Origin of the sequence: Acinetobacter sp. (assembly GCF_045628685.1) — a bacterium.
GTDB lineage: Bacteria > Pseudomonadota > Gammaproteobacteria > Pseudomonadales > Moraxellaceae > Acinetobacter.
In genome coordinates this window covers 1-22531 of sequence record NZ_JAZQPV010000027.1, presented here as the reverse complement: position 1 = coordinate 22531, position 22531 = coordinate 1, and the positions used below count along the sequence as shown (strand labels likewise).

The following is a 22531-nucleotide window of genomic DNA, read 5'->3' as shown; positions in this document are numbered from 1 at the left end:
ATGATGCCCGACAATTCGTTACTCCACGATCACCGAACCGGAGACATTGACGGTGATTTCTGACTTCCCGCCTTCGACCGACATCGGCGGCGGCGCCGACTCCATGGCAGCTGACGCGCTCAGAGACATGACCTTGCCCATCGAGCGACCGTTGGACGAGAGGCGAATCGAGACGTCGCCGATCTTCCAGGCAGCGAGATCGAAGCCAGCGATTGCTGCATTTGCCTTCTCACGGAAGTCCTTGATGGCTTCTTGCGTCAACTCGGCCTCGATGCTTTGGCGAACCTTACGGCTTAGACTGTTATTGGAACTGCAGACCACCATCGTGGTGACCTTGCTTGCCAGGCCAGAGATGGTCGCGGTGTCGGTGCCCTTAACGGTGATGCCGGCGGAGCCGGCATAGCCGTTCATCTTGGCCTTACCGTTTTTGTGCTCGTAGGCCGGCTCGACATGGAATGCGTCGGTCTCGACATCGACCTCGCCAGGCTTGACGAATGGCGCGATGATCTCAAGCGCGGCCTTCACTGCTTCACGCAGTTCATTCTGCACCTCGATTGGATCCTTGCCTGCTGCATTCGTGGCGAACGTCAGAGCGAGGACGTCGTTCGCCATCTCTCGAATAGCGACGCCCGTGATTTGAATTGAGGATTTATTTTCCATTAGAATACCTTTAAAGTTTTGATCTGTTCATCAGACCAATCGTGCTTTCGACGTATGTGTTGGGTTAAATTTCCACCATCATACATTTTACTACAGAACGGACACGCCCATTTTTGTCTTGCTAAAGCTTTTAATGTAAGATTCTGTTTAATTTCATTTGAAACTTTATTATTTCTATAATATTCATTGAGACCATCTGTTATTTTCTGCTTTGTCTCTTTAGACACATCATTTTGAGAAAAATATTCATCTAAAGATGAACCAATTTTTGTTTTTGTTTCAGCACTAAGTATAGCGTTTAATCTTGACTGAGCTCCAGTGTTTGCTTCAGAAATTTTCTTATTATGGGATGGTTTTCTATTCTTTGCGTATTCAGATAACTTAATGCTTTTTGACAATCTTGAAGCTTCTGATAATGAAAGAGATGGATTATTATTTCTCATTTCATCTATATGGGCTCTTCTTGCCATTTCATATAATTTTGAAGTAGCTATTTTTCCATCCTTTTTCTTGAAAAATAAAATTGGATCACAAAGTTTTCTGATTGGGTTGTCTTTCCAAGGTAAAACATGTGCAATAAAATGTTCACGAGGAGTTAACAATACTAAATTTTCTGGAATATCTAACCCGCCTAAACACTTTGGTATGATATGATGTTCTTCCAAATAAACTATAGAGCTTTTGCTTCGATCTTGTGATAAAGCAGAAGCTACTAACGCCTCGTAAACATTTCTATAATTCATTACTTCTCAAACACTTTCGAGAGCAAACCAACATTGTCAATATGGCTAGGTGGTTGCCAGTTTTGTGGCTTGATCAAATCTGGAAGTCCCAAAGGATTAATACGAGTTGGGTTGATGCCAGGGTTCTTCTGCATGTTCTTCTCGTGAACGCGACGCCATGCCTCGTGAGCATTGACATCAAAGGCATCGAGGGTACCGATTGCCACGACACAGAGGTCAATCAGCGCGTCGACGACTTCGTCGGCACGGTTCTTCTTGAACTCTGGATCGTGTAGAGCCGCACGCATTTCATCTAACTCCTCTTGAAGGAAGTCGATTCGGAATTCCAGGAATGACTGGAGTTGCCCAGGTTCCAGGGTACGGATCACCGGGTTGACACCGAACTTAGTGTGCATCTCGGCAATATCTTTCACCCAGTCCACTGATGGTGCGTTCACGTTTTCTGACACCGTGTTAAAAGTCATTGCACCAAGCTGTGCAAAAGTTTCTGGCTGTGCGGGTTGTCCCATTTATCTCTCCAAACGGTTGTTACGGTTAAGGAGAGTATGAGTTATATTTTAACACATTCACCGCCCGTTATACGACCTCACCGTGGTCACGCAGCGTGTATTTGTTGATTGAAGGTGTATTCTCTTGAACCCATTGCTCACCACGCTTCACCATCGAGGTGTCATAGTTGGAAGGAAAAAAGAAGTTCTGAATACGGCTGAAGCGGGCGATGGCGAAAAACCGAAATTCATCGCGTTCCTCAAGCTGCTCGAAGTACCAAATGAGGGTATCATTGCCCTTTGCGAGCTCTGCTTCAGCATGCTCTTTCTCATTTGGTGAGAGGCCGATCCACTTGCGTGTGCCGCTCTTTATCTCATGAAAGCTGCAGCTGTCTATCTGAAGCTTCAGATCGTATGGGTCATATTGCTTTCCAGCGCCACCAAAAATGTTCTTGATGAACCAGTCAATGGCTTTCCCTTTGTCGGACGGTGTCCACTGATGTGGAAAGGTTCCACCCCACGCCTCAGCGGTGAGGTAGAGGATTTCTGTAGGGTCAAAGTTCATATCCCATTGTAACACGCAAACGAAAAAAGCCCGATCATTGAAATGATCGGGCTTTTTATTGTCGCTTAGTACCACTCGCGTTTGACGGCGTAGTGCGGATGCGATTCCTTGTACTTCGCTCTTAGTTCATCGAAGAGTTCCTTCGATTCCTTTGCGCTGAAGCGTTCGAATTCTTCCACTTGTTTGAAACCATTCATAACCACGATATGCCAAGATTTCATTTTGGGTTCCGTATTAAGTTTCGATAGACTTATTATACACTATTGGGTGGAATTGTACACTCTTATTGACATGCTTCAACCTGTCAGGAACTCCAGGATGGCTTCGCGCAGGGACGTTCATCTGGGTCACCACCGCACCAGTTCCCTTGCATCGAGATGTGATGAGGCGCCAGTTTCTCATTCAGCTTCTCGAGCAACGCCGGCTGGCTCTTCAGCTCGTGACGCGCACACTCGAACTTGTCGACGAACGTTTGATCGTCGTACGAGATGTACATGACGTGTCGTTTCATTTCCAGTCCTTTGCAGGAAGCCAGATGCGTGGGTCTGAACCCGAATCTGGAAGGATGATGTCAGCGTTATCCCAAGACTGCTTCAGTTCCGGGAAGTGCTTGCGGATTGAGTCATAGACAAAGTGGTTTGGAATCTGACCTGGCGACAAGGTCGAATCTGCGTACTCCCACCCGAGGTCCACCAACAAGGATGCGATCGCACCGCTGCGGCAAATACCGGCTTGACAGTTCACCCACACGTTCTTCTGGGCTTCGCGCGCCTCGATGATAAATTGAGCCACTTCGCGCGCCTCAGCTGGGGTGATGCGGCCCTCGACGTGTCCTGCAACGTCGTCAAACTTCATGAACAGGATTCGCGCGAAGGGTTTCTCGACAGGTGCGTTCTCGTCGCGTCGGCTGCAGATCGAGATCAGCCAGTCACTTTCAGTGACCTCGAAGGGGAACGAGAAGCCTGCCCGGCCAGTAATGATGTCACGGGGGAAGTTGGCGGTTTTCATTATTCGAGCTTTAAGGTAAGGTTTGAGGCAGCATTAGCGAGGAACTCAGTTGGATTCTTAAATCCCACTTTAACTAAAGCGTGTCTTGCCTTCACCATAATGATCGCGTAGACTTGAGCCATTTCTGCCAGCTTTTCATCAGCAATCGTATCATTTGGCAAATTGAGCTGCATGCGTGAGCAGATGATTTCAGCGGTTTCGTTTGACGTGCCACGGCTAACCATTTCCCGGTGAAAATGCCCAAGAAATTGCAAGTTAGCGGTGCCTTCAAAATCCATTTCGCTAATTTTGCGCATCTGCACGATCAGGTCATTGAACAATTTCTCCTGTGCTTTCATTATTTCCCTTTATAATTTTCAAAATTTCCTGCGATGAAACCACTTCGCATTTCTCACTGATTTCAACGATCCTCTTCTTTGGGATATCATAGTGAGGTTTGTCACCTGCATGGAACCAACACCGCTTGATACCAAGCTCCACGGCCATTGCGTGGAGGTTCTCGATGCTGTAAGGAACACAAACTAGGTGTCGTGCATTGTCGCAGACGAATCTCATAAGCGTTGCCTTTTAATCCCAGTTGATGCTCCAGCTACGACCTTTCTTGGTCATAGTTCCTACTTTATTTTTCTTGACACCATCGTCGAAGCACGCTCCGATGGTCCGGCCTTTCTCATCTTGCTGCGCGAAGACGAGTTGCCCTTCGTAGAAGTCAGGGCTGTCGATCATCTTCATGACGAAGAAGAACGGAAGCTTGTTGTTCTCGAAGTGCTTAACGCGGCGCTTCGCGAAGCGATTGTACATCTTCAGATTGAGGTCTTCATCACTCCACGATTCTTTGTAGCGTACTCCGCTACACCAAGGGTCACGTCCGAGATCGTGTTAATTTTAGTCTTGAGAGCATAGACATAGATACCCATGATGTAGTTTCCTTGTTGGTTTCGATAGAGTTATTATACCACAACCCTATCTAGATGTACACTACTTTTTACAGCATGAGTCCATTGTCTGGCGCGCGTTCGGGTCGTGAACGCAGCAGAATTTCGCGAGGAACTCCTTGCAACCTTCTTCAGCCTGATGATGGCGAGAGCAAGCGCCACCTTAAATTGCTATGATCGCAATTTATGGTGGCTCATGGGGCTTAGTTCCCGTAGGTTTCACGAGCAAGCTTGTCGAGCTCGTAGAAGTCGCTGAAAGCTGCTACAATGTCGGAGAAACCGTTCGAGTGACCTTGCTCATACGCGATCTTGTACAGCTTGCGGGTGAAGGCGTTATCTTCGACATTGTATTCGTTGAAGAGGTCGACGATGAACTGCTCGCGGAGCGCCTTGCTTTCGTCGTCGTACGCTTTTGCTGCAGCTTGGTAACCATGCGGATCGACGATCTTCTCGGTCACAGCCGTAGGATAGCGTCCGCGAAGAGTCGCAATTTCGGATGCGGTGTGGCAGGTTCCCACGTTCTTGCCTTGGTAGTAGAAGTGGGTGACGGTGAAGTCCTGCTTGCTTGGGTGCGTGAGCTTGTTCTTGTATTCTGCGTAGTTCATGATGTACTCCTTGTTTAGATAGAGCTATTATAGCACGAATTATCGAGGGTATACACCTTTTTAAACAGGAAATTTCTATATTGCTTCTTACCGCAGTGCCCACATCTCCATAAACTTCTTCCACCTACAAGGTTGATCTCGTCCCCGTAGATGTTTCGGATGAATTTATCCTCGTGCCTTCCGAACAGGCACCGTATTCGCTCACTGATCATGTTGTGGAATCTTCTCTCCTGGTGCAAGGTAGCGCAGCCCTTCATCCATCGCCCACTCCTTCGCCTCCTGCTCAGCTTTCTCGATGGCAGCGTACCGTCCAAAGCCGGTGTCATACGGTTCCCAGAACCCAAACCTTGGGTCCTCATCGTTCCACCATATCATACCGCGAAGTACCCTGAGCTTCCGCTGGTGACAGTGATAAAGCTTTTCATTTGATGTCCCTTTCTTAAGATCTTCAATCTCATCTGATGATGCCTTTCTTTAAGTCCTCAATCTCATCAAGCTGGGCGCGAAGGGCTTTCTCTTTGCTCAGCTTCTCCTTAATCTCTTCCTCAAGCGGCTTAGCAAAATACCCATAACCACCTGACTTCGATTTATCATGGCAGTACTGCCACGCGGTCTTGGCGTCTTTGAATTCCATGATGTCTTCTGGAAAATCCTCATTCCAGAAGGAATTATGTCGGTAGATTCTGAATTTCATGGCAGCGTTCGGTGACAGGTGACGCAGGCTGGTCCACCGCACTCATCGAAGTTTCCGCAGTTCGACATGCCCGCAGATTGGCATGCCTTGCAGTATGCCTTCGGCGCGTCAGCGATGATTTCCTTTGCAACAGCGTCAAAGAACTTGTCATAGAGGTTCGCGGCCTTCTCTGCTGCTTCCCTTGTCGCGAAGAAATTTCCGCTGATGCTCAGGCCGTGACTGAAACCGGCCGCTTCAAGATCGACGAAGTCAGGTACGAAACGGATGTACCAAGGCTTGTCCTTCTCGACATCGGCACCGAAGTAGACCTTAGTCCATTTTGAGTGTGGGCGGTTTGGCATCAGAGCTTCACCATCTGACGTACGATTTTCTTGATATGGCCTGGAGGCTCGCCGAAGTAGCTGTCGTTGTAGCTCATGCATGCAGAGTATTGGTCGAGTTCCTTGATCAGCGCCTGCATTTGAACATCGCGAGCACGCTGATCAGCGATCTCACGTTCCATGAAGTGCTTCGCGTGCAACGGCATCTCCATAAATTCTTCTTTGGACTCTGCCTGACGCTCTTCCCATTTCTTGATTGTGCTCACTTTAGGCTCCTTGATAGTAATTCTTCAGAATGTTCGCTGCATCATGCACGGCGGGATCACTTGACTTCGATGCACGGTCAAGCCAGGAAAAGACAGTTGCATCTTCAACAATCAAGAGACCATCAAGCTGTGCTTCCCATGTATGAATTCGATTCCTGGAAACCAAGATCGCGCCATCGTAGGCGTCCCAAAGCTTTTTGCCAATCTGCTCTTCAACCAGGAGGTGTCAAGTGGGTCCTGCCGAGTGTCAGTGATAGCCCAGGAATTGGGTGGAAGACTAGGGTGCATCGGGCAGCTCTCCTGTCTCGATATAGTGCGCCATTTTGCGGAGAGTGTCTTGGCCATCTATAGATTCTGGATCCATCGGGGCGTCGAAGTGATCGTGCACTGTCAGCTCACGCGGGGCATGCTTTTGAATCTCTTCTTCTGTCGCAGGAGTGAAGTCATACTGTTCAGTGCTTGCAGACCAACCGAAATAACCAATCCGCGGATACTGACCAGCTTTGTACGGTGGGCTTGGCAGTGGCATGTCCCAGACGAAAATGACCTCCCCCTTGACAGTCGTGTCCTTCCAGCCATCACCATTGATCTTACCGACTCCCTTGAGAATGTTAGGTTTCATCGATGTCTCCTTGAGGAAGAGTCGCCTTCAGGTCGTCAAGCTCACGCTTGTGCCGATCACGGTCATCGAGTGCGTGGCTCCAGCTTGCAGCCGAGAAGTACGGGTGGTGAATTTCCGCCGGCGTGTAGTCGTTCGGGACCTTCAGCACGATTGTTAGGTAACGCATGATATTTCCTTTAACGAAGTGGTGAAGCTCATTATGCTTCCACTTCAATCGAGTCGACAGGGCTTTTGCACGTCAGCATGAGGTCGATCATGATGGTCCGCTTCGGAAAGGTCCTAATAAATGTCGCGTATCCGTGAATTTTCCCCTGCACCTGGAGGGCGCGCATCATTCCGCACGCGACGTATTTCTTCTCGTCCAGGTCGTAAAAGATCTTGATGCCATCCCTGATGAAGTCGGTGATCTCTTCAAGAGTCATGGTGGTTGGTTCAGCCGGCGTGGCTGGACGCGAATGAAGTTTCATGATGGTCCTTAGCAGTTCAGGTTGACTGGCTCGGTTGGATCGGTCAAGAAGAGCGTGCACGTTTGAGTGTAGCCGTACGACAACGAACCTTCACGAATTTCCTTCAAGTGAAAGTGCCGAGTCTTGACGCGGTACTCCTTGCCGTCGATGGTCAGCTTTTCACCGTAGTCTGGAACTACGAGAAGGTAGACATCCTTGATCGTGGTGCTGCTCGTGCCAATGACGAGTGTGGTATCGATGGTTGTTGGTCGCATGTCAGGCTCCTATAGTGAGTACCATTATAAGCCAGTAAACGAAAAAGGGGAACCCCGTTACTGAGGTTCCCCTAGGATGGGCGTAATTTAGCGCGCGCCGAGGACCACTTTCCAGCACTCACCTTCGCTCGAGCAGGAATCACGAGTGTTGCAGTCGAAGCAGGTGGTGAAGGGCGGCTTGACGTTTAACAGACGGTCGTGAACCACCTTTGCCTCGCTCTTCTCCCACGCGTCCTCAACGCAGTTGTACGCGTTGCACGGAGTTTCATAGTTGTGGTAGCCCTCCTCGAAGGCTTCCTTGATGGCCTTCGCAATTTCTTCCTTGGTCATGATGGGCCTCAGCGGGTAATGACTTCGATCTTGCCGCCGAGACGGTAGCAGACCCACTTGTTGATGGCTTCGACAGCATGAGCATCGTTGTAGCGATGTTCAATGGAGAAGGTGGCCGGCTCGTCCGCGTAGAACCGCAGAAACCAGTCGTTCATGCCGTCGAGCACCCAAAAGGTATCGTCGGTGTTGTAGTACGGAAGCCCATTATAGTGGCCCACGTCCAGAAAAGCCAGGCCGAGGTTAGCGAAGCTGCGCACATCAACAAGCCGGGTTGCGTCTTTGATGTTACCCAGCGTCCGGCGAAGGTTGTCTGGCAATGCATCGGGCTTTGCATCGATGATGCGCGAGATGCATTTGGCGTAGAAGGCCCGGAACGTAGCATCAGTGTGATGGGTGGCACGCCCGATCGTGATCTTGTATGCAGTGTTCATCTGCTATACTCCTTATGCGGTGTAGGTTGCAAGGAAACGGAGGGTGCGTTCGTAGTTTTCGGCCCATTCCGTGAAGGTGCTCTTGTGCTCTTTTGCCACGAGGACCGCAGCGAGACCTTCAACGCGAAGTTTTTTCATCCACGTTGCGGGGACCTTCATGTTGCGTTCGACGCGGGAGGAAACCTGCGTCATCAGTTCGCAGAGCTCGCGCATTTCTTTCTGGAACTTTTGGGTCTTCTCGGAGCGATCATGAACCACTTTTCCATTCTCCATCTTGTAGACGGGGTATGAACCCATGTGGAAGAAAGGCAAGCTTGCCTGACGAAACATATACAAAACACCGACATTCTCAAAAGTTTCGTAAGTTTTCATGATCGCTCTCCTTGATTTGATAGAGTAATTATACCATCAAATCACAGAAATGTACACAACTTTTTCTATGAAAAGCGCCTGTCACTTTCTAGTAGTTGAAAACAATTTTCGATTTCGTCGTTTCACCATTGAGCTGAAGATCGATCTCGATCACACGGTTAACAGAGTCGTGGGCCATGCACCACGCACCGATCTTCTTCAACGCGTACAGCCCGCTCAGCAGACCAACTATGATAGCAGGTTCGTCCAAGGAAAGGTAAAACCTCTTAATGGTGTCCATCATTATGGTCTTGACATCATCTGCTGTCAACTGGCGTTCCTCGATGGGGGCAGGTCGTGATTGAATCTTCATAATTTTCTTGCCTCAATGATCTGTGTTGCATGGCGTATCAACGCCTGCAGTTCGTTCTGTCGTCTCAGTTGTTGGGCAACGATGTCACGCCGCAAGACCGCGCACCATTCATCTAATGACATCTGTTGTTGAAGCTGCAGTAAAAAATGCTCAAGACGAGCGTTCTCAGTCAACACTTCGTTCAGTTCTGCATTCATTTGAAACCTTTTCAATATGTGGCAAGGAACGTTCTAAAGGAGGTTGTGTAAAGGCGCATTTAAGTTCCTATTATAAGCTGAATGAAATATTTAAAGGTCATAAATACTGAATGGATAATCACCGCACCCCACCAAAACCAGCCTGGTTCGATGAAGTTTCTGAGGGAACCTGCCGCTGGTGTAATGAGAAGATTGGCCCAACTAGAACAGGTCGGGCGTCAAAGGCACACTGGCACAAGGAATGCTATGAGGAGTATGAGCTGCTCTTCCACGCCTCTACCACCCGTCAAGCGGTATGGAAAAGAGACCATGGAAAATGTCGCAGCTGTGGGAAGCAGTGCGATAGAAAAGGCGCAAATGGTTGGGACATGGACCACATCACCCCACTCATCGAGGCGAATGGTGAGATGAAGTACTGGACGTTAGAAAATCTGCAGACTCTCTGCAAACCTTGTCACAAGGCAAAGACATCCGCTGAAGCTACGCAACGTGCTCTCGCCAGAAAAACAAAGCCCTTAAACTAGCGTCAATGTCCATGCGACAGGTGGTTCTCAATAAGTCCACTTCGTTTTCAAAAAGCAGCTCTGAAGGGTCTTCTTAACCTGCATCACGTTGAGATCGTTTCCAACCTTCATCGCCGGCTCCGCCCAGCTTTCCAGGCAATAAATGCCCAACGGGTCACTACATTTTCGTAGACACCTTCATCCATGGTTAATGGATAACCTTGGCCGAGGTTTTCTTTCGCCCATGTTTCAAACTCAGCGCGCTCAGACCTTCGAAGACGTGCACGAGCTTCAGTCACGACCTGACGCTTGTGCTCGATCCATTCAGGTGTGTCGTCATCGTGGACCACCGACTCGTAGGCGGCAATTGCAGCCTCAGTTCTAAGGTAGTCAAGAGGATTGAACTCAGTAAGTCCCTCGACTCCTTCAAGGTCATCCAGTCCCTCGACTCCTTCAAGGTCATCCAGTTCTTCTATTGGCAACGGTGTACCATCGGGGTACACCCCGTGACAGGCTCCATTGCAGTGGGTGACACCTGCTTGGCACCGCGTTTCTGTGCATTTCATCAATAGGCTCCTGGGTGGGCAACGTAGATCGTGTTCGGCTCGGCGTCCTCTTTGTGCATGATCCACATCTCGACGATGTTGCCAAGCGCCGCGAATTGCTCGAAGGTCAGGTCCTTCCCGATCCAGTCACCGAACAGGTGGAGACCGAGCTTGGAGTAACCGTGATTTTCTGCAAGTTGTAGAATCATTTCTTGTCTCTTCCAATAAAATATCCCACCAGCATTCCGCCGGCAAATGCAATAAAGATCAAAATGCTAATCTCAGTTTCACTCATTCTATTGCGCCTTCACGCTTATTGTCAACGTTTTATCGAGCGCGCCACTGCTCATATGATGGTGTTTTCAGTTCCGCCTTTTTGTGTGCAGGTTTTATGGTAAGAACCCAGCAACAATGACAAAAGCGCCATTCTTTACTTCATCAACCGGGAAGGTTTCCACAGGGGTCAAGAGCGATTCACCCTCTTCATCGTAAAACAAGTCACACAGCTCATCAGTCAGCTTCTTACTTTGTTTAGAATGGTTGCCATAGATACCATTCAAATGCCTGTAGTCGCCGTCAAGCACATAAAACTCCACTGGCATCAAGCCGCATTGATCATAAATGATGATGGTTTTTTGGTTCATTTCAGCTCCTTTAAATTTGTTCGCATAGCTTGTGCATCGTAGGGAGTCCGTTCATGGGAGCTTCAGCGCCTCGCCAATGATGTAGGCGAGAAGCGTCAACATGGCGAGCACAACCGCGACGCCGAAGAGCATGGCGATCCATGGGAGAACTGCGCACAGGACGACCAAGAAGAGCACCGCCAGTATTGCGCACCAGCCGAGGACTAATACATTGTACTGCGTCGCTAAGCTTGTCGTACTTCGCTACGATGTAGCTACCGATTTGTTTCAGGCCCATTTTACATCCTTTCATAAATCACAGCTACCACGATAGCGAAGATTACCAGAAGCACCATGACACGCACCGTTGCAGTGGGTATCTTCTGCCTGGCATCGCGCTTCAAGGCATTTCAGCGCGACCTTCTTGTACTCTGGGTTGAGCGTGTTACCGTTCACGACAGTCTTCTCGAACCGGAGCGGGGTGATGTGCAGATCGCAATTGAAGCCGAGATGTCCACCCGTGAGGGAGAGGAGCTCAGTCGTTGCTTCGTGCGTGCACTTTGGAAAGCATGGGGAAGTACAGATCATTTGTTGTCCTTAATAAAGTGAACGCTGAAAGTATCATTGAGAGAATTGAACCATTTTGTTCCCTCTAAACAGGCTTGATACCCCGTGGGGCTGCTCAGCTTCAGCTCCCAATTTCCCTGTGTCACTAGGTACCTATCGCCTCCAATGCTGTAGGCTTTAACCCAAGTGTCGAGCTCGCAATCATAGACCCCGACGTAAAAACCCGTCTTACGGTCCTTGAACCACTTGTACAGGCGGATCAGGGTTCTCATCAGCCAGGGCCGAGTGAGTTTGTTGGGCGATTGGCCTCATGCTTTATCCATCGCCAGATTAGCTTCATGAAATATCCTACAAGGACTCCACTGATGAAGATGAAAATGCCGAGCTCGCCGTCAATCATCTAGTCTTCCTTTGTCGGCCCAACCTTCATTGTACCAGGTACGAGCGAGAGAGATTTGTGTTTTCAATTCGTCCTCGGGTTTTTACGTGCAAAATCAATGGCAGCATCTAGCCCAACATTCTTGATCTGAAGATATTTTATCAGATCATGGTCTTGATCTGGGTATTGGTCAATGTGTGGCATCCTGTTTGAGGTTGCCCACCATGGTGCATAATACTGTTCCCTGAGCCATCTATATCGCTCAGCATCTGCTTTCAGGCTGACAAGCTCTTCATCTGTCATTTTCTGCCTTTACTTAAGTTATCAAATGCAGAAAGCATCTGCAGGTTTTCCTTGCGAGCCACAAACTCTGGAGCAAGGTTCTCTTTGAATCCTTGAATGATCGGCATGATGTGATCAAGATGATAATCATCTGGACCTTGACCACGTTTTAACCTAAGAGGATTGATTTCTTTTTCGTAAAGCTTGTAAGTCTTGCCTGTCAACCCTCGAACCTTCTTCGTGTAGCGTTCAAGATCAGCGAGCTGCTCAGGAGTTATCCCATACTTCGCCAGATATCCATCCATGGCTTTCGCCATTCTTCTCTTACCACCGCATGTAGAGCAAGGTGTACCAATCCGTGACATACTGAGAAAGTTATTGAAAGCCCAAACTTGTTCAGTTCCACATTCATGGGTAAATCCCCATTCAGGTTTGCCAAATTTGTTATACCCAACCTGGTGAACATTGCTGTATCCAAAGCTTTCAATAAATTTCTGTTCTGATAATCGTTTCTTTTTCGATTTTGCTTTAGTGTAGCATTTTGCACAAGTATCAGATCGTGTTGCAGTATTGTACTCCACTGCTCCACATTCAATACAAACTCTGTCTCTAAATTTAACCATAGCTCATTATAAGCCCCGGGCAAAATAAAAGGGACCTCAATTGAGGTCCCTTATGGGCTAGTAAACCTAGCCTCTTATGTATTTCCCTAAGGAAATTTAGCTGAATGCCACGTTCTTGACCAAGATTCGGGCGTAGTAATCAGCCGAATTGCCGAAGCTCGTCTGCTGGTTAGTGAAGGTAGCTTTACCATAACGCGTGCTCAGTGAAACTGCCGGCATGAAGGTGTTCGCGTCCATCACAACGCCGGTTGACATCAGCGGGATGTATGGGCAGTAGAAGTAACCGCTGTCCAGTTCCGATGCACCGCCTTTGTAACCCATCAGGATGTCTTCACCGTTTGCGCCTGCAGCGTTATTTGCGCCAGCGAGCAGGTCGTAGTTGTCGTTCAGACCCCAGTTGTAGGTGAACACACGGATCGAGCCGTTCAGGGTACCAACCATGCGGTTACCGGTTGGGTCAGCGAAGTTACCTTGGATCGCTGGTGCGAAGACCGAGCGGGAACCTGACTGGAGGATCGAGGTGATAAGGTGACCACCAACCATCCAGTTACCTGGACCGCGCTTGGTGCGAGCACCAATTTCGTTTGCCATCTTGTTGATCAGCACGCCGAGTTCTGCGTAACGATCGCCGATGTAGGTTGGGTTGTAGCCTGGGTTCGGTGCTGCGAAGTCGAACGTTGCTGTGGTCGAAGCCAGAGCCAGCAGGTCGGTCAGGATTTCGTTATCAATTTCGTGAGCGATGGTTGCTGCCAGTGCTGCAGTCAGTTCCGACTCGATGTCGATACCGTGGGTTGCGTTCATGTCCTGAGCTGCTTCCATGGTCCAACGAGCCTGAAGCTTACGGGAACCAACGGTTACCGACTGCTTCATCATGGAGAGACGCATCGAACGACCACCGTAGCCTTCATAATCTTCGGTGCGAGCGGCAAAACCGTCGGTCATCGATGATGCGAGCTGTGGTGGGTAGGTGACTGGCTGGCCATCGCCTGGGCGACCGCCTTCTAGGTCAGTCGTGCCCGTTCCAGCGGCAGCGGTCGAGTAGAAACGCTTCATCTTACCATTATAGATGAACGCTTCATCGCCTGGATTGATGTCGTGCAGGGTGCCTGGTGCATCAGCACGTTCTGCAAAAGCAAAACGCATCGTGTAGATTAGACCAGTTGGACCGGTCATTGGTTGAACACCAACAAGTTCACCACCGATGGTGCCAGGGATGATACGACGGATCATCGGGATCATGATCTTTTGGAAGGTAGCAACGTCTGCAGAAACTACTGCATTTGCAGGTGCAGTTTCAAGCAGCTTTTTCTGATTTTCCATCAGCGTTGCGACGATGTTACGCTTAGAACCAGTGAGGCCTTCGAGCAGTGCCTCTTTGGTGTCTACCCAGTTTTCAATCAATTGCATTATTTTCTCCTAATGTTTGGCAGATTACTTAAGACCTGCGAGGCGTTTCATTTCAGCAAGTTGGTTTTCAACTGGCTTCAATGCTGCTGCTGGTGGTTCACCTGTGACCACCTTATTTGGGGTCGGGGCTTGGCGGTTTTCATTCAGAGGTTTCGAAGCCGGTGTTGCTGGCTGCTCATCTTCCTTCAGAATACGACCGATAAAGAACTTATAGCTTTCTTCAAGACGTGAAGTGTCAACATTCTTGAGGACCATTGCCATCTGTTCACGTTTCTTTCCGGTAAGCGGCGAAAGAATTTGTTCCATCTTCGCTTCGCGGATCATGTTGTTGCGGTCTTCTTCAAGACGTGCAAGTTCAGCTTCTGCATCTTGTAGCTTGCTTTCAGCCACAACAAGCTTTGACTGCACAGCATCTTCATCCACGTAGTGTTTCGCGTAGGTGGAAGCAAAAGCTTCAAACATCTTGCGGCCGAAGTCATTTTGCTTCACGACTTCGAGGTCTTCCTTGAGTTCTTCCATTTCAGCCGACAAACGCATTTCAAAGAATGCATCAATCTTGTCGACAAGTCCGTCGAGCTCAGCAGCAACTTCCTCTGCCAGTTTGTGTTTCTCTTCGACCAGCTTCTCTGCGTACTCTGCTTCGAGGTCACGGAAGCGTTCGATGTCTCCCTTGAGTTCCTCGATCTCTTTGGTCAGTGCCTCGGCCACAAATCCATCAACCTTCGTGATGAGTTCGTCGCGTTCGGTAATCCACTGCTCAGCGAGCTCTGAACGCACTTCACCGGAAACTTCCTCACGCACTTGCGTTTTGAAAGCTTCAACGGACGCGGTCCATTGCTCGGAGATTTCAGCTTTTGTTTCTTCGCTGAGGAGCTCGGACTGAAGCAACTTATTCAGAATTTCGTCCATGCGTTTCTCCTTTGTTGGTTGATGGGTATCACATGTTCGATAAAACATGCTACTTGGAATTTGTGAGGTGATGTAGCATTCCACATCATGAACTCGGGTGCATCATCTATTATATAGAGGGATGCATGAAAAAAGCGGCAAAAATCCAAGCATTTTGCCGCTTTTGTTTACTTACTCGTCGTCGAAATCATCATCATCCGTGACATCGACGGTAGGTGCACTAAGACCAGCTACTTCACGGGTCTTGCTTACAAAGTAGTCGTGCATCGTGGCGTGGGCCTGTTCGCTGCGATCGTTGATGATGTCTTGAAGCATTGACTTGAGCTGTTCTGAGTGATCCATATCTTCTCCTCTTGGTGATTGATGCGATTATTTATCAATCGCGGGGAGTGATTTCTCACGATTCAGATTCATTTCACACCGATCGAAAAATTCGTTGCGAACAGGTTGGCTGAAGAACCAACCCTTTTGGCGGAACTCACGGAACTTAGCATCAATTGCCTTGCTAAGATTCTTCGGAGTAACAACGTGTGGGTTGTTGCCCTCGGTTTCTGATGCGCCTTGACCATTGTTGACGGTGATGCTGATAGAACCGTCCTTATTTGTCTGGCTCTCAACAGGAACATTGAACTGATCCTTGAGCGCCTTCATGAGAGCTTGCGCTTCTCGCTGAGTGCGCTGTGGATCAAAATCCTCGTTGAGGGAGAGCCCTACAGCCAGCTTGGCTTCCTGAATCGACTTTGCTTTTTCATCCACGGTTTTTTGTGGGAGGCCAGCGATCTTGAGCGCTTCATTTAGTGTGAACATTATTTCTCCGATCGTTTATTTGGCAGGTCGCTCTTATAACGGGCGATGAAGAGCATCTTGAACGTTCATCATATTGCATGAAGCCAGAACGAATCTTGATTGCAAGGCCATCCATAGGAACGCCCATCGCTTCGAGCATGAACGCAACGATTGGATTGTCGTTCTTGATACCAAACACCTCGCCTTGAAGCTCAACGCCGGCATCACCAGATGCGAGCTTGACGACGGCCGCCTTGGACATGTTTAGCTTGGATGCTTCCAGGAGTTTGTCGAAGTTGCCAGGCATTGAAAGCCCGGCATATTTCAATGCTTCATTGAGATTCATTTCTTTTCACCGGCAAGTCTGGCTTCTACTTTCGCCTTCATATCAGCCATTTTCTTGAGACATTTTTCTTCGCTCATTTCTGTCTCAAAATATTCCATCCAGCGCATGTACAAATAAATTTCAGTACCTGTCCAACCAGCTTTCAGCTTTTTGTTGATTTCGCTTATGAGCATTGATTTTTCATCATTGCTAATTTCGCCGGCTCCGTCATCACCGGAACGAACAAGGCGATCGAAAATATCTTCAACGGAATCTTCTGCTTCTTTGACAGGGAGACCAGCGATCTTGAGGGCTTCATTGAGAGTGAGCATTATTTCTTTCCTTTGGTCAGCGCCTCAAGGAATGCCTTCATTTCTTTCTTGAAGTAGCCCTGAGCTTTTGGATCGTGAACCATTGCCTCAGCCAGAGTCATAACCTTGTTGTTGTTCATTGCCTCTTGTACAACATCAGGATAGGCGTTTGGTGCAGAAGGCTGCGACACGATGTCAACTGTAACGAAGGCGAAGTCCGAGACCTCACCTGATTCGTTGACGTTACCGGTACCACGCGAGGAAACGCCGAGACGGACACCGCCTTCGATCAGACCCTTGGCAATGTTACCTGATGGGGTGTTGAGGAGCTTCATCTTGCCGATTGCATTGTTACCGTCCATGCGAACTTCAGTGATGGCGTGCGAAACGTTGGCAAGGTTAATCGACAGAACATCTGGGTGATTCAGTTCCCCCAAAATATAGTGACCTTCTTTAATGCGCTTTCCAGCTTCTTCAACCGCTTTGCTAATTTCTTCAAGAGGATAAACTCGGCCGTTGCCATTTTTGAGGGCAGCTTGCATCATGATACCATTGAGGTATAAATCGCCAGATGCAGTACGCATCTCACGCAAAGCAGATTGTACCGGATTTAGATGTTCTGAGAGAATTTGTTGTTTCATTGTGTTCTTCCTTTGTTAGGGATTTGTGATATTTATTGAGTATCCCACAATGTTTCACCGTTTTTCAATTTCTGACGCATTCTGCCAAATGTACTTCCAGAAATTCCAAGCAATTCAATTAGGGCTTTTGGATTCTTCTGTTGCCAATCATGCTTTTGCATCTCCATCATAATCGCATTCATTTTAGTTACATGAGCTTGTCGACGATTTGCAATCTGCTTTTGAATGCCAATGTTAGTTTCTTTCTTACTACCTCTGCACGCGTCATTCATCTTTTTAAGACGAGCATCATTTGCAGATGGGTTTTTAGCAAGATGTTCTTTTTGCTTAATTCCAATCTTTTTATTTCTCTGTGCTAATTTTTCTGGATTAGATTGCAATGTAGCTGCTGCTCGATACGCAAGTTCAGAAGGTGTGATATTTTTTAATATCATTCCACCCTCGCCACCAGTTGCAAGATTATAACATTGTGGATCATTTATCAATTCTGAGGTAATCATCTGTCGTTCGGCATCATTTAGAGAAACTTCACATTTATGAAATGATAAAATTTCGCGTTTAAAGTTTTCTTTACGATACTTTTGAATTGCAATTTTTAGCAATTTACCACTGCCGAGGTAACCATCATCTAAATTTTTAGTACTGTGTTTACCAAAATATACCTTACCGTTGATAAGGTTTGTAGTTTTATAAATGTAGTGGAACATAAGGACCCTGAGGATTGTAAAGAAGTATTTATACAATCCTCAGGGTGATTAAGCTCAGGTCTTATGCTGCGACTGGAGGTGGAGTTTCAGCTGCTGGAGCCTCTTCAGGCTCCTCTGCTGCATCGGTTCCAGCATCATCACCGCCACCACCTGTAAAGAACCCACCCTCATCGCCGCCTCCACTGTCTCCCATATCTCCTCCACCAGAATCCCCAGCAGGTGCAACATCAACTGTGAGAGCTTCACGGTTATCATAGACCGCAGGGTCATACATCTGTTGAAGTGGTGGAATATTCGCGTTCTCTTGGATGCCGCGCTCTTCTTTGAGCATGACCTCGTTCATCTGTAGCTCATCATCAGTCAGGCCAAGGTAGCGCTTGAGGATAAAGCGACGTGACAGAGTCTTCTCTGCTGCAATATTATTGTATGAACCAATCAGATCAGCGTCAAGTGCAGCTTGGCGGTACAGAGCAAAGTTGGCTGGGTCAGGAAGCTTGATCTTGAAGATCTCATCGTCGATCTTTAGACCAACAACCTTCAGGTAGACTTTGAATTCAGCATCAAAGATTTCATCAAGGCGGTCTTGCAGACGACGAATGAACTGCGCAAAGCGCAGTTCCTCAATGTACGCAATACCGACCTTACCGTCGTTGTACTGTGCACCAGCACCATCAGTTCCGCCCATATAAGAAGTTGGAATACGAAGACCTCGGAAGATTTTGTCTTGAAACAGTTTGATTAGACCTGTACCAAAATCTTCCGTACCACCAGGTAGGGTCTCAACCCGTGAGCCACGACCTGCTGCAGTTACTGGGAAGAACATGTCTTCTTGGATCGAGGTGGCGTCGTAGTGACCATCAACGATCTCCTTGCCACCGCTGGTGCCTGGTGAGCGTTTCTGGCGCATCTCATTCTTGACCTGCTCTAAGTATTGCTTGACACGCTGAGGCGGCATATTGCCAACATCGACATAGAAGACACGGCGCTCAGGGGCACGAACAATGCGGTAGATAATGACTGCATCTTCGAGCATGGCAAGTTGCCGATAAACGCGATGGATTGGCTTTAACGTTGAATTGCCGAATGGCGCTGAGTCACCCATATCATCTGATAGAGTGAAGTGAATCATCGCAGCCGCTGGAACGATCTCAAGCGTCTCGTTCTTCATACCATAATTCATGTTGTTGCCAGGTTTTTTGATATGAAATGCTACTTTGTTACCCAGCTGATCAACTTCAATCCCATGAATTAGCGCAGGGTCCACATATGTCCACTTCTTGGTGTCAGAAAACTTTCGAAAGAAACAGTCACCATACTTGACCATGCAGCGTGCTATTGAGAAGATACGCTTATTAAACTCCTGAGTGTTTGACCATTGGCGAACAGCCTGGCGCAGAGTGACTGCTGTCGTATCACTTACGTCTTGATTGTCTTCCTTTTGGTAAACGATCTCAAATGGAAGGTCAGTCTTCTCATCCTTACCTGACATCTCTTCAGCAATAATGTCAAGTGAACGTGCGATGTCGATGTCAGCGTCCATCGCGTCATATTGTTTGTAAGACGCCTGACGGCTTCCAAGACCACGAAGAACCTGTGAATACCATTGCACTGATGTCATTGACGACATGTCCGTAGTGCGAGGATCATATGCATCAACTGACAAAGTGGTGTACAGTTGTTTTCTCGATGCTGGGGTAATTATCCGCCAATAATTTTGTAGCTGGGAAATTTTATTTCTCCATTATGCTCTATTAAAGAGCCTAAACATTGTTTCATTGTCTGAGAACGTTGGCCGTCCAGCAGCACGGCTAAGATTATCAATACCAGCAGCTTGAGCTTGTTCAGCAGTAAGAATTTGCTGAAGCAGATTGTTCATAGCGGCTACTTGTGCAATCAAAGCATCTGTTGGCGTCGTTCCTGGAATTCCTGGTGCTGGTGGTAGAGCACCAGCGGGAGTTGGTGGCGCTACAGCAGCATCTGTAGGGATATTTACTGCAGGATCGGTGATACCAGATCTTGTAGTTTGACCTGGCATTGCAATCACTGGTGTTGGCACTGACACCAGTGTTGGTGGTGATGGCGTTGGTGTTGGCACTGACACCACTGTTGGTGATGGTGTTGGTGGTGTTGGCACAGGTGTTACTGTTGCTGGGGCAGGCTTACCTGCCCCAGCTCGATCTAAGCTTTGCTGCCCATTTACGGGTGTTTTATCTGTGGTCACCTGTGATTGAGCGCTTCGAATGCCAACAGCCTGACTTAACAGCTTAGCCGTCAAGTCCTGCGTATCAGTAATAACTCCAGCAGAAGCTTGCACGTTTTTAGTGGCTGCAGAAACATTTTCTTTTGTCTTCTTAGCTGCGTCTTTCTGCTCAGCTATAAGCTTTTGATTATCTGAACCAATGTCTGTTAAGGACTTGCTGCCATCGGCCCTTAATGCGTCAATTGATTTATTTGCAACATTAATATCTCGTTGAAGACTTTCGGCCCAACTATCAAGGTGAAAGAACTTAGCAATTTTCAGTTCAGTTTCCTTGAACATGACCATCATTCCCGCCCATGCTCTATCAAAGAAGTTTGTCAGCGTTGCGCCAAGGTTGATTCGCAATCCACTAAACAGGTTTCCCATCGTGAGGTTCCACGCCCCAATAATAAGGTCACCGATATCTGTGAAACCGGTAAAGAACCCATGAATAATTGCTCCTATAATACCAGTGACTTTACCAAAAAGCTTGTCAGCAAAACCTGAAATTCCATTTCCAAACCAAGAAGAGTTTGCTGTATCATTTAAGGCGCTGTTTAAGTTTCCTGTAAATATTTCCATAACGCCACCAAAGATGGCGCTAATGACACCCGTGCCACCAAGGACAGCAAAAGCTCCACGGAAAATAGTCCCAAGACCCTTTGCTAAGATTCCACCCACAACACGAAGCCCGCCTCTGCTAACAAAGTTTAGCGCACTAGTAAAAGCATTAGATAGGGTGCCTGAAAAGAAACCCTTCACCCCATTGGTTATTGTAGGAATCAAGCTTCGAAGTGAACCAAATGCCCCACCTATTGCGCTAGTCAACCCTCCAAGCAAGGTCCTTCCAAAGCCACCCGCGACACGTGCAATATTTTGAACAAATCCGAATGAGGTTCTGACTCCATCCCAAATAAATCTTGATGCGTTTTTTATTCCGCTTGCAACTGAACGTATTCCGTTTGTAATATTACCCCATGATAGCATTTGTGTCATGGCTTGATAGCCGCCGCGAAGAGTGTCAATCACCGCTCTCACCGCGCCTCTGCCACCACCAGGTGGACGCGGTGGACCACCGCCTGCTAAATCAAGTGGGGATGGACGAGGCCCACCACGTGGAGATGGACGAGGTCCACCACCCCTTCTGCTAATAATTGTTCCGAGACCGCCAATGATTCGCCCTAGCCCAAGCGTCGCAATTGCAGAACCAACAGCTGATCCAAGTGCTGAAACAATTGCGTTCTTTCCTATGCCCGTTGCCCAATCATTCAGCGCCCCTGTCGCCTTTAGCAGATTACTTGCCCCTTGGGCAAAGTCCTTATTAACACCAGCTTGGCCTGATTCAGTAGTTAGCGTCGCATTTCCTGCTGCTTGAAAGGCTTGAAATACACCGGCTGACTGTAGACCATCGCCAATCAATTCAGCAACATTTTGTCTACCAAAATTTCCCTCATCATTAATCCCCTGCTGGCGCAGCGCTTCAAGCTCAGATCCTAGCTGGGTAAAACGACGGTTTTCATCAACAGAGCGGTTACGCTTTAAAGCTAAGTTTGCCAGCTCAGCAGTTCGCCCTGAGTCTTGGCCTAATGCAGCACCTGCCTGAAGAATACGTGAACGTGCTTCAAATCTTTTTGGGACCGTTAAATCTCGTTGAGCAATTAAGGCCTTTCCTAAAGCATCAGACGCTTGGGCAGTCGAGCCCATCTCAAGACCGATAGAACGAATTTGGGTTAGTTCATTAAAGCGAGCAGATCTTTCAAGTGATGACATGCCCAGAAGCTGTGACTGAACCTCTTGACTACTTGCAAGTTCGGTAGTAAGTTGTTGGAATCCTTCCGCAGTTAATAAAGACGTCTTACGAAGATGTTCAAACGTTTTAATCTGCTCAGTAGTGGCATTTGCTAATTGACCCTGAGGAACGCCTAACGTTGTAGCAGATGTTGCAAGAGACGCAGCAAGTTTTGTTGCAGCTTCTCCAAATATGCCGAGACCAGCAAGCTGTGCACGAGTGTCTTTTATGCTCTGGCTAAAATCAGCCATTGAACTTGCACGAGACACCGCGACACTAGAATCTACTACAACTTTAGTGTATTCTTCAAGTGACATCCCGAAGCGAGCGGCATCAATGTACATCCCACCAAGTGCTGAAGATGCTTGAAGACCAACAGAATGAAGCAGTAGAATGTCCTTGATTAATGGGCCTATTGCACCGCTTAGTTCCTTCAGAACAAATCCAATGGCAAGTGCAGCATAATTAGCTCTGCCAATTAGACCTCCGAGGGCACCAGCTAAACCACCACCACCAAGTCGGAGGCCAAGCGGTCTTAGGAAGACAAGGCATATTATCAACTCCTTGGCTCACAGAACGACATGGC

At 48.0% G+C, this 22531-nt stretch carries 41 protein-coding genes; 3 read left to right on the top strand and 38 right to left on the bottom strand.

The features are described from left to right. Positions 1 to 18 precede the first annotated feature (18 nt). The 24 genes from ACKI4H_RS04155 to ACKI4H_RS04040 form a co-directional block, all read right to left on the bottom strand. Positions 19 to 660 carry an SIMPL domain-containing protein gene (locus ACKI4H_RS04155; protein WP_407304041.1) on the bottom strand — a complete coding sequence of 214 codons (642 nt, stop codon included), beginning with the start codon at positions 658 to 660 and terminating at the stop codon, positions 19 to 21. Then, positions 660 to 1403: an HNH endonuclease signature motif containing protein gene (locus tag ACKI4H_RS04150; RefSeq protein ID WP_407304040.1), complete on the bottom strand. Its 744-nt coding sequence runs from the start codon at positions 1401 to 1403 to the stop codon at positions 660 to 662. The genes ACKI4H_RS04155 and ACKI4H_RS04150 overlap by 1 nt, the downstream gene beginning before the upstream one ends. Next, positions 1403 to 1912 (bottom strand): nucleoside triphosphate pyrophosphohydrolase family protein, encoded by a 510-nt coding sequence (locus ACKI4H_RS04145; RefSeq protein WP_407304039.1) that lies wholly within the window; start codon positions 1910 to 1912, stop codon positions 1403 to 1405. The genes ACKI4H_RS04150 and ACKI4H_RS04145 overlap by 1 nt, the downstream gene beginning before the upstream one ends. Before the next feature lie 67 nt (positions 1913 to 1979). Next, positions 1980 to 2456, bottom strand: coding sequence for a hypothetical protein (locus ACKI4H_RS04140; protein WP_407304038.1), 477 nt, complete (start codon positions 2454 to 2456; stop codon positions 1980 to 1982). A gap of 65 nt (positions 2457 to 2521) precedes the next feature. Continuing rightward, complete coding sequence (locus ACKI4H_RS04135) at positions 2522 to 2677, bottom strand: hypothetical protein (protein WP_407304037.1); 156 nt, start codon at positions 2675 to 2677, stop codon at positions 2522 to 2524. A gap of 83 nt (positions 2678 to 2760) precedes the next feature. Further along, positions 2761 to 2967, bottom strand: coding sequence for a hypothetical protein (locus ACKI4H_RS04130; protein WP_407304036.1), 207 nt, complete (start codon positions 2965 to 2967; stop codon positions 2761 to 2763). Further along, complete coding sequence (locus ACKI4H_RS04125) at positions 2964 to 3464, bottom strand: hypothetical protein (RefSeq protein WP_407304035.1); 501 nt, start codon at positions 3462 to 3464, stop codon at positions 2964 to 2966. The genes ACKI4H_RS04130 and ACKI4H_RS04125 overlap by 4 nt, the downstream gene beginning before the upstream one ends. After that, entirely contained in the window at positions 3464 to 3802 is a 339-nt protein-coding gene (locus ACKI4H_RS04120) for a hypothetical protein (RefSeq protein WP_407304033.1), read from the bottom strand. The genes ACKI4H_RS04125 and ACKI4H_RS04120 overlap by 1 nt, the downstream gene beginning before the upstream one ends. Then, on the bottom strand, positions 3774 to 4019 hold the full coding sequence (locus tag ACKI4H_RS04115; protein WP_407304032.1) for a DUF4031 domain-containing protein: 246 nt from the start codon (positions 4017 to 4019) through the stop codon (positions 3774 to 3776). Before ACKI4H_RS04115 ends, ACKI4H_RS04120 begins: the two co-directional genes overlap by 29 nt. 12 nt (positions 4020 to 4031) lie before the next feature. Further along, positions 4032 to 4265, bottom strand: coding sequence for a hypothetical protein (locus tag ACKI4H_RS04110; protein ID WP_407304031.1), 234 nt, complete (start codon positions 4263 to 4265; stop codon positions 4032 to 4034). A gap of 337 nt (positions 4266 to 4602) precedes the next feature. Then, positions 4603 to 5004, bottom strand: coding sequence for a hypothetical protein (locus tag ACKI4H_RS04105; RefSeq protein WP_407304030.1), 402 nt, complete (start codon positions 5002 to 5004; stop codon positions 4603 to 4605). A 454-nt stretch (positions 5005 to 5458) separates the two neighbouring features. Next, the gene (locus tag ACKI4H_RS04100) at positions 5459 to 5638 is read right to left on the bottom strand and encodes a hypothetical protein (RefSeq protein ID WP_407304029.1); all 180 of its coding nucleotides are present in this window, start codon (positions 5636 to 5638) and stop codon (positions 5459 to 5461) included. A gap of 56 nt (positions 5639 to 5694) precedes the next feature. Further along, positions 5695 to 6039 carry a hypothetical protein gene (locus tag ACKI4H_RS04095; protein ID WP_407304028.1) on the bottom strand — a complete coding sequence of 115 codons (345 nt, stop codon included), beginning with the start codon at positions 6037 to 6039 and terminating at the stop codon, positions 5695 to 5697. Continuing rightward, a complete protein-coding gene (locus ACKI4H_RS04090; protein ID WP_407304027.1) occupies positions 6039 to 6284 on the bottom strand; it encodes a hypothetical protein in 246 nt (81 codons plus the stop codon). The genes ACKI4H_RS04095 and ACKI4H_RS04090 overlap by 1 nt, the downstream gene beginning before the upstream one ends. A 1-nt stretch (position 6285) precedes the next feature. Continuing rightward, positions 6286 to 6450: a hypothetical protein gene (locus ACKI4H_RS04085; RefSeq protein WP_407304026.1), complete on the bottom strand. Its 165-nt coding sequence runs from the start codon at positions 6448 to 6450 to the stop codon at positions 6286 to 6288. Between the two features lie 111 nt (positions 6451 to 6561). Then, the gene (locus tag ACKI4H_RS04080) at positions 6562 to 6813 is read right to left on the bottom strand and encodes a hypothetical protein (RefSeq protein ID WP_407304025.1); all 252 of its coding nucleotides are present in this window, start codon (positions 6811 to 6813) and stop codon (positions 6562 to 6564) included. 82 nt (positions 6814 to 6895) lie between these two features. Continuing rightward, positions 6896 to 7072, bottom strand: a complete 177-nt coding sequence (locus tag ACKI4H_RS04075) for a hypothetical protein (RefSeq protein ID WP_407304024.1) — start codon at positions 7070 to 7072, stop codon at positions 6896 to 6898. A gap of 31 nt (positions 7073 to 7103) precedes the next feature. Beyond that, entirely contained in the window at positions 7104 to 7373 is a 270-nt protein-coding gene (locus tag ACKI4H_RS04070) for a hypothetical protein (protein ID WP_407304023.1), read from the bottom strand. A gap of 8 nt (positions 7374 to 7381) precedes the next feature. Continuing rightward, entirely contained in the window at positions 7382 to 7627 is a 246-nt protein-coding gene (locus ACKI4H_RS04065) for a hypothetical protein (protein ID WP_407304022.1), read from the bottom strand. A gap of 87 nt (positions 7628 to 7714) precedes the next feature. Beyond that, complete coding sequence (locus ACKI4H_RS04060; protein WP_407304021.1) at positions 7715 to 7957, bottom strand: hypothetical protein; 243 nt, start codon at positions 7955 to 7957, stop codon at positions 7715 to 7717. A gap of 8 nt (positions 7958 to 7965) precedes the next feature. Beyond that, positions 7966 to 8388, bottom strand: a complete 423-nt coding sequence (locus ACKI4H_RS04055) for a hypothetical protein (RefSeq protein ID WP_407304020.1) — start codon at positions 8386 to 8388, stop codon at positions 7966 to 7968. 12 nt (positions 8389 to 8400) lie between these two features. Continuing rightward, complete coding sequence (locus ACKI4H_RS04050) at positions 8401 to 8760, bottom strand: hypothetical protein (RefSeq protein WP_407304019.1); 360 nt, start codon at positions 8758 to 8760, stop codon at positions 8401 to 8403. Between the two features lie 88 nt (positions 8761 to 8848). Next, positions 8849 to 9112 carry a hypothetical protein gene (locus tag ACKI4H_RS04045; protein WP_407304018.1) on the bottom strand — a complete coding sequence of 88 codons (264 nt, stop codon included), beginning with the start codon at positions 9110 to 9112 and terminating at the stop codon, positions 8849 to 8851. Continuing rightward, positions 9109 to 9309 carry a hypothetical protein gene (locus ACKI4H_RS04040; RefSeq protein ID WP_407304017.1) on the bottom strand — a complete coding sequence of 67 codons (201 nt, stop codon included), beginning with the start codon at positions 9307 to 9309 and terminating at the stop codon, positions 9109 to 9111. Before ACKI4H_RS04040 ends, ACKI4H_RS04045 begins: the two co-directional genes overlap by 4 nt. A 110-nt stretch (positions 9310 to 9419) precedes the next feature. On the opposite strand from ACKI4H_RS04040, the gene ACKI4H_RS04035 reads away from it, so the two are divergent. Continuing rightward, on the top strand, positions 9420 to 9833 hold the full coding sequence (locus ACKI4H_RS04035) for an HNH endonuclease (RefSeq protein ID WP_407304016.1): 414 nt from the start codon (positions 9420 to 9422) through the stop codon (positions 9831 to 9833). Between the two features lie 107 nt (positions 9834 to 9940). On the opposite strand, the gene ACKI4H_RS04030 is transcribed toward ACKI4H_RS04035, so the two are convergent. The 3 genes from ACKI4H_RS04030 to ACKI4H_RS04020 all read right to left on the bottom strand — a co-directional run bounded on the left by ACKI4H_RS04030 (position 9941) and on the right by ACKI4H_RS04020 (position 11001). Beyond that, positions 9941 to 10162 carry a hypothetical protein gene (locus ACKI4H_RS04030; RefSeq protein ID WP_407304015.1) on the bottom strand — a complete coding sequence of 74 codons (222 nt, stop codon included), beginning with the start codon at positions 10160 to 10162 and terminating at the stop codon, positions 9941 to 9943. Positions 10163 to 10377: 215 nt separating this feature from the next. Beyond that, a complete protein-coding gene (locus ACKI4H_RS04025; protein WP_407304014.1) occupies positions 10378 to 10566 on the bottom strand; it encodes a hypothetical protein in 189 nt (62 codons plus the stop codon). 180 nt (positions 10567 to 10746) lie between these two features. Then, on the bottom strand, positions 10747 to 11001 hold the full coding sequence (locus ACKI4H_RS04020; RefSeq protein ID WP_407304013.1) for a hypothetical protein: 255 nt from the start codon (positions 10999 to 11001) through the stop codon (positions 10747 to 10749). A 333-nt stretch (positions 11002 to 11334) separates the two neighbouring features. Here ACKI4H_RS04020 and ACKI4H_RS04015 point away from each other — a divergent pair, with 333 nt between their 5' ends. Next, positions 11335 to 11589 carry a hypothetical protein gene (locus ACKI4H_RS04015; RefSeq protein ID WP_407304011.1) on the top strand — a complete coding sequence of 85 codons (255 nt, stop codon included), beginning with the start codon at positions 11335 to 11337 and terminating at the stop codon, positions 11587 to 11589. A gap of 636 nt (positions 11590 to 12225) precedes the next feature. Here the strand turns inward: ACKI4H_RS04015 and ACKI4H_RS04010 are convergent. The 11 genes from ACKI4H_RS04010 to ACKI4H_RS03960 all read right to left on the bottom strand — a co-directional run bounded on the left by ACKI4H_RS04010 (position 12226) and on the right by ACKI4H_RS03960 (position 21860). Beyond that, on the bottom strand, positions 12226 to 12789 hold the full coding sequence (locus ACKI4H_RS04010) for a hypothetical protein (RefSeq protein WP_407304010.1): 564 nt from the start codon (positions 12787 to 12789) through the stop codon (positions 12226 to 12228). 138 nt (positions 12790 to 12927) lie between these two features. Then, complete coding sequence (locus ACKI4H_RS04005) at positions 12928 to 14238, bottom strand: hypothetical protein (protein ID WP_407304009.1); 1311 nt, start codon at positions 14236 to 14238, stop codon at positions 12928 to 12930. 24 nt (positions 14239 to 14262) lie between these two features. After that, complete coding sequence (locus tag ACKI4H_RS04000; RefSeq protein WP_407304008.1) at positions 14263 to 15147, bottom strand: hypothetical protein; 885 nt, start codon at positions 15145 to 15147, stop codon at positions 14263 to 14265. A gap of 171 nt (positions 15148 to 15318) precedes the next feature. Next, the gene (locus ACKI4H_RS03995) at positions 15319 to 15489 is read right to left on the bottom strand and encodes a hypothetical protein (RefSeq protein ID WP_407304006.1); all 171 of its coding nucleotides are present in this window, start codon (positions 15487 to 15489) and stop codon (positions 15319 to 15321) included. A gap of 27 nt (positions 15490 to 15516) precedes the next feature. Further along, complete coding sequence (locus ACKI4H_RS03990; protein ID WP_407304005.1) at positions 15517 to 15954, bottom strand: hypothetical protein; 438 nt, start codon at positions 15952 to 15954, stop codon at positions 15517 to 15519. After that, a complete protein-coding gene (locus tag ACKI4H_RS03985; RefSeq protein ID WP_407304004.1) occupies positions 15938 to 16279 on the bottom strand; it encodes a hypothetical protein in 342 nt (113 codons plus the stop codon). The genes ACKI4H_RS03990 and ACKI4H_RS03985 overlap by 17 nt, the downstream gene beginning before the upstream one ends. Next, a complete protein-coding gene (locus ACKI4H_RS03980; RefSeq protein WP_407304003.1) occupies positions 16276 to 16590 on the bottom strand; it encodes a hypothetical protein in 315 nt (104 codons plus the stop codon). The genes ACKI4H_RS03985 and ACKI4H_RS03980 overlap by 4 nt, the downstream gene beginning before the upstream one ends. Beyond that, positions 16590 to 17210, bottom strand: coding sequence for a hypothetical protein (locus tag ACKI4H_RS03975; protein WP_407304001.1), 621 nt, complete (start codon positions 17208 to 17210; stop codon positions 16590 to 16592). The genes ACKI4H_RS03980 and ACKI4H_RS03975 overlap by 1 nt, the downstream gene beginning before the upstream one ends. Positions 17211 to 17242: 32 nt before the next feature. Further along, positions 17243 to 17917 (bottom strand): GIY-YIG nuclease family protein, encoded by a 675-nt coding sequence (locus ACKI4H_RS03970; RefSeq protein WP_407304000.1) that lies wholly within the window; start codon positions 17915 to 17917, stop codon positions 17243 to 17245. A gap of 61 nt (positions 17918 to 17978) precedes the next feature. Continuing rightward, on the bottom strand, positions 17979 to 19535 hold the full coding sequence (locus tag ACKI4H_RS03965; protein ID WP_407303999.1) for a portal protein: 1557 nt from the start codon (positions 19533 to 19535) through the stop codon (positions 17979 to 17981). A gap of 123 nt (positions 19536 to 19658) precedes the next feature. After that, positions 19659 to 21860, bottom strand: coding sequence for a hypothetical protein (locus tag ACKI4H_RS03960; protein ID WP_407303998.1), 2202 nt, complete (start codon positions 21858 to 21860; stop codon positions 19659 to 19661). Between the two features lie 313 nt (positions 21861 to 22173). Between ACKI4H_RS03960 and ACKI4H_RS03955 the strand changes: the two genes are divergently transcribed. Continuing rightward, on the top strand, positions 22174 to 22314 hold the full coding sequence (locus ACKI4H_RS03955; RefSeq protein ID WP_407303997.1) for a hypothetical protein: 141 nt from the start codon (positions 22174 to 22176) through the stop codon (positions 22312 to 22314). The last annotated feature ends 217 nt before the right edge of the window (positions 22315 to 22531 follow it).